Raw genomic sequence first — 8,106 nt, forward strand, 5'->3', positions numbered from 1 at the left:
AACCTCTAAACAAAACTGTTTAGCCCGTCAATGGTTAATACATCAATATCCCCATAAATATAAAGGATAAATTTGCTAAACCATATCCCCTTGCATTCATAGAGTGAACCTTCAAAGAACGCCTTATCTATGAGTTTCGAATAGTTTTGAAGATTTGAGAAACCTTCAAAACCTATCTATAAAACCTATCAAAGCATATAGTTCATTTGTCTTGATTAACACGTGAAACGAATAGCAAATTTCACTATTTTGCTGATCTTACCTCATGTCATAGGCTGTGGATAAGTAGCCTTTAATAAAATTTCTTTTTAAGCAGGTTGTGGGTCTTTTTTTATTTTATTATTGCTATTTGTTTTAAATAGATCTAGCAGATTCTATTTAAAGTTTTTTGACATCGATAGATCAACGCTTATAAAGCGGTGGGGTTTTATTATAAATGCTTCAATCTCATAACAAACCACTGACATTACGCTCTCTGTTACAATCCTACCGTGATCATACAGAAAGTGCGCGCGATAGAGGAACTTCTTTTGAAAAGTTTGTAATTGCTTATTTGACGCAAGACCCTCTACAATGCCAAGAATATGAAAAGGTTCAAACCTATTGTGAATGGGCAAAAGAGCATGGGGAAGATGGACGTGATATTGGCATTGATCTGGTTGCTAAAATTCGTGATGAAGAAGGATATGCCGCTATTCAATGTAAGTTTTATAGTGCAAATCATCAGATCAAGAAAGAAGATATTGATAGCTTTATAGCAGCGTCTGGCAAGAAAATATTCACACGCCGTATTCTGGTTGATAGCACCGAAGGTAATTGGAGTAACAATGCCGATCTCACCTGTGAAGGACAAGGAGTCCGCATTCAACGGATTAATCTTTTTGATCTGGAAAACAGTCAAATAGATTGGTCGACCTTTGAAAGCAAAGGGAAAGCTACTCTTAAGAAAAAAGAACCGAAAAATCTTTTAGATCATCAACAAGAAGCGCTTAAAGCTGTTTGTGACGGTTTACAAGAAGCAGACCGCGGCAAGCTGATTATGGCGTGTGGAACGGGAAAAACCTTTACCAGTCTGAAGATAGCAGAAGCTCTTGCTGGTCAAGGTAAACGTGTTTTATTTCTTGTCCCCTCTCTTTCTTTAATGTCACAAACAATAAGAGAATGGACAGCAGATACAGCAATACCCTTGCGTTCCTTTGCGGTGTGTTCTGATACACAAGTTGGTAAGCGTCGTAAAGCCCAAGATGATGCTGCCGAACTCGATGTCTCGGATCTCGCTCTACCAGCAACAACAGATTCTCAAAAGCTTGGAGAAAAAACCAATAAGACTTCTCCTGATGCAATGACTGTGGTCTTTGCTACCTACCATTCGATCCAGGTGATTTCGGATGCGCAAAAGAAATATGCTTTACCGGAATTTGATCTGATCATTTGTGATGAAGCACACCGTACCACTGGAGCTGTGTTAGGAACAGACAAGAGTGAATCTGAGTTTATCAAGGTTCATGACAATAGCCTTATTCGGGGCAAGAAACGTCTGTATATGACCGCAACACCTCGTATCTTTAGTGATAATGCCAAAAAACAAGCTAATGAGATTGATGCCGTTCTGGCTTCTATGGATGATGAAGAGCTTTATGGCAAAATCCTTTATTCTTATAGTTTCTCCCATGCTGTAAAAAATGGACTTTTAACGCCTTACAAGATTATCGTTTTAGGTGTTGATGAAGGAGAAGTGAGTAAATCTATCCAGCATCTGATGACAGATGAGAATTATGAACTTATTCTTGATGATAGAACAAAGATCATGGGTTGTTATCAAGCTCTTACCAAAATGGATCTGAAAATTGATCTTGGGGATGATACAAGACCCATGCATCGGGCTTTGGCTTTTTATAGAGATATTAAAACTTCTGAACGCATATGTAGAACATTCAACGATGAAGAAGTTAAGAAAGATTTACGTGATCTTCATGAAAACCATAAAAATATTCCCCCTCTTAACTGTCAAGTAGATCATATTAATGGAAAATCTGGTGCCAAAAACCGTACGATAAAACTTGATTGGTTGAAAGAAGATGCGGGTGAGAATGTCTGCCGTATATTAACCAATGTACGCTGCCTTTCAGAAGGTGTTGATGTTCCTTCCCTTGATGCGGTTATGTTTTTACACCCGCGTAAAAGCCAAGTGGATGTGATACAAGCAGTGGGACGTGTGATGCGTCGTGCAAAAGGCAAAAAGATGGGTTATATCATTTTGCCGGTTGGTGTTCCTGCTGGTGTTTCACCAGAAGAGGCATTAAAAAACAATAAGAGATACAGTGTTGTCTGGCAAGTTCTCAATGCTTTGCTTGCCCATGATGAGAATTTTAGTAAAACCCTTAACCAGATGGTCTTAGGGCAAGACGTAAGCTCTATCATCGACATTGTTACAGTTTCTAAAAAGACCGAATTAGAGAATGTCACCACGGTTATTGACGAAATCACGCTCCACGAAAAATCAGAAAAATCCGGACTTCGTATTGGGACACAAGCTCATGAACCGCAACATAGTCATAGCGTAACAGGAAGATTACCCTTTTTTGTTGAGTTTCCCAATGCTCTCAAAACACTGATTGTTAAAAAATCTACTATGAGTGATTATTGGGGCATTTGGGCTGGCAATGTTGCTGAGATTGCACAAAACCATATCACACGCCTTCAAACTATGCTTTCTGATCAGACAAGCGAAGCTTATCATGCCTTTGATGCGTTTTATAAGGAATTAAAAAATAACTTAAACAGTGAGATAAAGCAAGAAGAAGCGATTGAGATGTTAGCGCAACATCTTGTGACGCGTCCCGTGTTTGAAGCCTTGTTTGAGGGCAATGAATTTGTACAAAACAATGCCATTTCGCAAGCAATGGAAAAAATCTTAACAGAACTCGATAAAACCAATATTGAGGAAGAATCCAAAGAATTACAAGAGTTTTATGACAGCGTAAAGTTCCGTGCCTCTGGCATTACAGAACCACAGGCAAGACAAAATCTTATTATCAAGCTTTACGAAGATTTTTTTACCAAAGCTTTTAAGAAGACAACGGATAGGCTTGGGATTGTTTATACCCCCGTTGAGGTCGTGGATTTTATCATTCATTCTGTTGATGATGTTTTACGCAATGAATTTGGAAAAAGCTTGGGGTCACGTGGTGTTTCTATTCTTGACCCTTTCACTGGAACGGGTACCTTTATCACAAGGCTTTTACAATCAAAGCTCATAAAACCAGAGGATATGGAATATAAATTCCGTCATGATATCCATGCCAATGAGATTGTTTTACTGGCTTATTACATAGCAGCGATCAATATTGAATCGACTTACCATAGTTTGAAGAAAGGAGATTACATCCCTTTCAAGCATATTGGTTTGGCTGATACGTTTCGGATGGTTGAAAAGCAAGATCTGATGAAAGGTTTACTAGAGGAAAACAGTGCATATTTAGAACTTCAAAAAAAGCTCAATATTGAAGTAATCTTTGGCAATCCTCCTTATTCAACTGGTCAAAAAAGTGCTAATGATAATGCAAAGAATACGCCTTATCCGATATTAAATAACCGTATTGGTGAAACTTACGCCGCTCAATCTAAAGCAAGCCTTATGCGAAATCTTTATGATAGTTATATTCGTGCCATTCGCTGGGCAAGTGACCGTATAAAAGATTGTGGTGTGATTGGTTTTGTTACAAATGCAAGTTATATAGATACAAAATCTATGGATGGTTTACGCAAATGCCTAGTTTAAGAATTTTCAAGCCTTTATATTTTTCATTTACGAGGGAATCAAAGAACTTCTGGAGAACTTTCGCGAAAAGAAGGCGGTAAGATTTTTGGTGAAGGCTCTCGAGCCCCTATTGCTATCTCTATTCTCGTAAAAAATCCAAATGCACAACAGCGTGGCAAAATATATTTCCGTGATATTGGAGATTATCTCACGAGAGAAAAAAAGCTTAAAACAATTAAAGAATTTGGTAGCATTAATGGTATTACACGAAGTAAACAAGGTTGGCAAATAATCAACAACTATTGCCCACTTGTCTGCAAAAAGCCTCGTCCATAATTTACTGGACATACCCCAATTCCCTTTCTTTAACTAAATATAAAATTGCTAAAGCATCTGCTTCGTTATCATCTTTCGGATTGTGCCCTTTTGCACGCACCGCCTTAATCATCTCTTCTTTCGACGCATTCCCCTTGCCTGTCGTCGCTTTCTTAATCGTACTTACTGGTATCCCCTCATACGGTATCTGATGCTGTTCACACCACACCGTTAACGTTGCTAACAAACCACCGTAAATATGCGCTGCATCTGTACCTTTATGACGCCTCACCTCTTCAAAATACACCACGTCAATTTGACCTGCTGTCTGCTTTATTTCTGATAGCCATTGTTTAAAACGCAAGTAACGCATTCCACCGCCTTCAAAACGGCGCGATTGAAAATTCACGGTACCACTGAACATGTCACCACTTGCACCACGTATCGCCCACCCCGTTTTGGTACCTAGATCAAAACAAAGAATCGTGTTATTCACCGTGCCATTCCATAAATGTGTTTTATAAAATTAATGTTTTCCCAAAACTGGAGGGAACAGTGCCTAATAATGATACAACCCAAAATGCAAACAATCAAAAGACATGCATTTCACTGCCACCTTTAATTGTTACATCTTGTTATGAGAATTTTTCTGATACTATCCCATGGTTTAATTTTCAAAACACAACTCCTTTTGATATTAAAGTACACTCTGTTTCTGCTATTTATCACCAAGATCCACATGCTGGTAATAAATGGGAAAGAAGTGACCTTTGGTCCAAAGCATTTCTTTCTATTGGGATGTTTAATCCACCCTTTCCAATTCATATTCCTAAGATCGAAAATGAAATTTATTTTATAAGCCCACCAGAAAAGCCAGAGTCAGAAGTATTACTGAAAAATATAACTATTCCAGCACACAAAAAGCATTTAGCTATAATGGGTATACAGTTTTGGGCAGATATTGATCGTACATGCATTGCTTCTACTAAAATAACTTTTCAATTTTCTCCAACATATGATTTCACAAAAATTTTTAATGTCGATGTTTTTTTAGAAGGGATGTTCTTATTTTCTCCTAAAGAAGAAGCTGAAGGAATCCAATCTGCATGGGACGAAATAGAAAACATGACAGAAGAATTAAAATCATATCAATTACGAGGCATTTTATCTAACATGTAAACCGCTTATTATGTTTCTCAAATAACCCCTAAAACTTCTCTTTGAAAGCTCGCTTGTCACCGTGTATCTCTAAGTTCAACATTGGTCCTAGAGTGCTTTTAGCTATTAAATGGTTGTGTTCATCAAAAGAAAAATTCCAATCAGAATTACTAAAAACGAGCGTGCACCCCTCTGGTAAGCCTATTGCATGTATTAAATCGTCTGAAGTACTAAAAGTATAACGTGGTGTTTTTTCATATTTTTCTCCTATCTTTAAACTATGATTGTTATTTTTTGGACGCATTTCGTCGGTTGTTTTTCTGGCTAAACTTATCTTTTAGATCCCATATTTTCTTGTTTTTTTCTTGTAACTCATCCCTAAGCTCTCCTGCCTGTTTAAAATAGTGATAAACCTCATAAAGCAAATATAGATTGGTAGTTATAGAAAGAACTGTTGCTACTAAACTCATCTTTCTCTCCTCACTTACCCTGCTTCTTACTCTTCTTACTCTTATGAGGCGGCGCTTTTACTGCTTCATCACGCGGCTTAAGCTCTTGTGTTAGTCTTTCAACTTCCTCGTCGCGTGATTGAACATCTGCTTTTAGTGCCTGTATCTTTTCACTTTTCCGTTTAAAGTCTTCTCGGTACGCATCTATCTTTTGCTTAAGTTCTTCAAGATCCGCATCACATTGATCAATTGTCTGCTTGCTTTCCTTTAAATACCTAAACTCATTCTCTCTCATTTCTTTCTTAAGATCTTGAACCTGCTCTTTAAGTGCTTTAACTTGGTTGCGATAATGCAATGCAATACGAAACATCACTCCGCTTAAGAGCAAAACTGAAACCACTGCTATCCATAAAATTTCATTCGAACTCATCTTTATCTCCTTTAATTTTTATGAGGGCGGTCATCATGACCAATCTGTTGTGCTTCGCATTCCATTAAAAAAAGAATGCAACAAGCCGCATGTGCCAAGTGTGATAAATCACTCTCAGCATCCTTATGCTCTCCACCAAACCATGCTAATAAATGACGTAAAGCAGCACCGTGAAACCTGCTCCAGTGCATGCCATTACGCCAATTGTTTGCTCCGTACTTCTTTGCTCCAAACTCTAAAACTTTACCGATTTCAAGCAGTGCCAACGGCGGTATAAGCTCTATACGAGGCTTGCTGTCATCATCCTTATGCGCTTCGTTTGTGCTATATAAAACGTGTTTACGCATGTAAACTTCGTCGTTATCGCGAAAATCTTCATAGTCACCAACATCGGCATTGCCGTAAATCTTGGCATTCTCTCTAATCTTGGCATGCCCGTGAACTAACGCATTGTCATAAACTTTAGATTGATTGAAAACATGTGCATGTTCATATACCTTGGCATTCCCGTACACACGTGCTTTTGTATAAATTTCAGCATTCCCAAAAATGTGAGAATTCCCATAAACTTCTGCTTGACCTCTAACAAAAGCATTCTCATAAATTTGTGCTTCACCGTAAACGCGAGAATGATAAACCTTGCTATTACCGTAAATCTTTGCATGATCATAAATATACGCATCACCGAAAACTTCTGCACAACCGTATACTTCCGCATTTCCAAAAACACGAGCCCCGCCACCAACACGTGCATCTCCAAAAATCCTAGCATTGACAAAAACATATCCACGGCTAAAGGAATTATCCGAATCATCTACCCAACAATCCCCTTCATGTGATAGGTCACCTTCATGTTCTATAAAACCACCTAGGTCACCTTTCTTGACGTTTCCAAAATCTCTTAATGCGCGTATACGTTGAAGTGACACTCTATGATGTAAAAACTCGGCGGGTTGTCCAAGCATAACCCCCTGTTCTATGAATTCATATTTCTTTTCTACAGCCATCATCATCTCCTTAATGCTGTAAAGTTTCTCCGGTGTGATCAACACCGCAGCTCTTGCTAATTTTCGACAATGGGGGGTGTTGCTCTTGATCGCATAAAGATTTTAAAAGATAAGCCACTGCCCCTCTTGAAGGAACACCATATTTTTCCCAACGCCATACTGTTGATTTGTTAACGCCTAATAACGCTGCCATTTCGTCCAGCGTAAGATTAAGGCGTTTGCGTATTTTTTTTGCTTCTATCTTATTCATAAAATTAAGTGTGCAATGTGCACAGAAAAAAGTCAAGTCGAAAAGCACATATAATATGTGCATTATGAATGGAAAGGAGTTGTCAGAATGCAAGAACAAAAACCCGACCAAGCTATACGCTTAACAGAAGCAAGAATTGCCAAAGGATTTAAATCTGCCCGAGCCGCAGCTCAATATTACGGCTGGCCATATTACACTTATATACAACATGAACAAGGAGTTCGCGGCATCAATAAAGCCGCAAGTCGATACGCAAAAGCTTTTAACGTAAGTACAGGTTGGTTATTGACTGGTGAAGGACAGGGGATAAAAACAAAATCTACAACTGCTCTTTCAGACCGCGAACTTCAAGAAGAAGTTTTTAACACTCTAAAAAATATATCTCCTGAAAAAAAGCAGTGGCTTCTTCGCATTTTAGATACTCTAAAAGACGAAGAATAATAATTAACCTTCTTTTTTATCTATACTAAGCTTATTCACTGCCTCCATTATAAGGTTATCAATATCATCCATTTTATATATCCCAAAATAATATAATACTCACTAAATATGTTCATATTGCACATTTTATTGTTGACATATGTGCAATATGCGCATAAATATGTTCCATATCTTAAAAAATAACTTTTGCCAATAGGCTCTATGGAGGCATTTGTGACAAAACCAGTGTTTATAAATTCTGATGAAATTCTCTTAGTGATGTGCGAAAATGAAGAGCAAAATCTCGCTAAATCTGG

7 protein-coding genes and 1 pseudogene are annotated in these 8,106 nt (G+C 38.0%); 3 read left to right on the plus strand and 5 right to left on the minus strand.

The window, feature by feature from the left end; all coding sequences use genetic code 11:
* Nucleotides 1–436: 436 nt before the first annotated feature.
* A pseudogene (locus ACFIJP_RS08125) lies at nucleotides 437–4,054 on the plus strand (DEAD/DEAH box helicase family protein); the annotation flags it as partial.
* Nucleotides 4,055–4,097: 43 nt separating this feature from the next.
* Here the strand turns inward: ACFIJP_RS08125 and ACFIJP_RS08130 are convergent.
* Nucleotides 4,098–4,571, minus strand: a complete 474-nt coding sequence (locus ACFIJP_RS08130; RefSeq protein WP_375626869.1) for a crossover junction endodeoxyribonuclease RuvC — start codon at nucleotides 4,569–4,571, stop codon at nucleotides 4,098–4,100.
* A 59-nt stretch (nucleotides 4,572–4,630) separates the two neighbouring features.
* Between ACFIJP_RS08130 and ACFIJP_RS08135 the strand changes: the two genes are divergently transcribed.
* Complete coding sequence (locus ACFIJP_RS08135) at nucleotides 4,631–5,254, plus strand: hypothetical protein (protein ID WP_375626870.1); 624 nt, start codon at nucleotides 4,631–4,633, stop codon at nucleotides 5,252–5,254.
* 266 nt (nucleotides 5,255–5,520) lie between these two features.
* Here ACFIJP_RS08135 and ACFIJP_RS08140 read toward each other — a convergent pair whose 3' ends face one another.
* From ACFIJP_RS08140 to ACFIJP_RS08155, 4 genes are all read right to left on the minus strand, one after another.
* Nucleotides 5,521–5,703: a hypothetical protein gene (locus ACFIJP_RS08140; protein ID WP_375626872.1), complete on the minus strand. Its 183-nt coding sequence runs from the start codon at nucleotides 5,701–5,703 to the stop codon at nucleotides 5,521–5,523.
* A gap of 10 nt (nucleotides 5,704–5,713) precedes the next feature.
* Entirely contained in the window at nucleotides 5,714–6,112 is a 399-nt protein-coding gene (locus tag ACFIJP_RS08145) for a hypothetical protein (protein ID WP_375626874.1), read from the minus strand.
* An 11-nt stretch (nucleotides 6,113–6,123) separates the two neighbouring features.
* Nucleotides 6,124–6,459 (minus strand): dATP/dGTP diphosphohydrolase domain-containing protein, encoded by a 336-nt coding sequence (locus ACFIJP_RS08150; RefSeq protein ID WP_375626878.1) that lies wholly within the window; start codon nucleotides 6,457–6,459, stop codon nucleotides 6,124–6,126.
* A 670-nt stretch (nucleotides 6,460–7,129) separates the two neighbouring features.
* Nucleotides 7,130–7,369, minus strand: a complete 240-nt coding sequence (locus ACFIJP_RS08155) for a DNA-binding transcriptional regulator (RefSeq protein ID WP_273791731.1) — start codon at nucleotides 7,367–7,369, stop codon at nucleotides 7,130–7,132.
* Between the two features lie 87 nt (nucleotides 7,370–7,456).
* Here ACFIJP_RS08155 and ACFIJP_RS08160 point away from each other — a divergent pair, with 87 nt between their 5' ends.
* Nucleotides 7,457–7,810, plus strand: coding sequence for an XRE family transcriptional regulator (locus tag ACFIJP_RS08160; protein ID WP_375626876.1), 354 nt, complete (start codon nucleotides 7,457–7,459; stop codon nucleotides 7,808–7,810).
* Nucleotides 7,811–8,106: the final 296 nt, after the last annotated feature.

Origin of the sequence: Bartonella sp. MU37NMGALS (genome assembly GCF_042194015.1) — a bacterium.
GTDB lineage: Bacteria > Pseudomonadota > Alphaproteobacteria > Rhizobiales > Rhizobiaceae > Bartonella > Bartonella grahamii.

Bases quoted from the DNA above. Each gene is read 5' to 3' on its own strand.
- ACFIJP_RS08150 (WP_375626878.1), bottom strand. From the start codon at position 6,459: ATGCGTAAACACGTTTTATATAGCACAAACGAAGCGCATAAGGATGAT.
- ACFIJP_RS08160 (WP_375626876.1), top strand. From the start codon at position 7,457: ATGCAAGAACAAAAACCCGACCAAGCTATACGCTTAACAGAAGCAAGA.
- ACFIJP_RS08145 (WP_375626874.1), bottom strand. From the start codon at position 6,112: ATGAGTTCGAATGAAATTTTATGGATAGCAGTGGTTTCAGTTTTGCTC.
- ACFIJP_RS08155 (WP_273791731.1), bottom strand. From the start codon at position 7,369: ATGAATAAGATAGAAGCAAAAAAAATACGCAAACGCCTTAATCTTACG.
- ACFIJP_RS08140 (WP_375626872.1), bottom strand. From the start codon at position 5,703: ATGAGTTTAGTAGCAACAGTTCTTTCTATAACTACCAATCTATATTTG.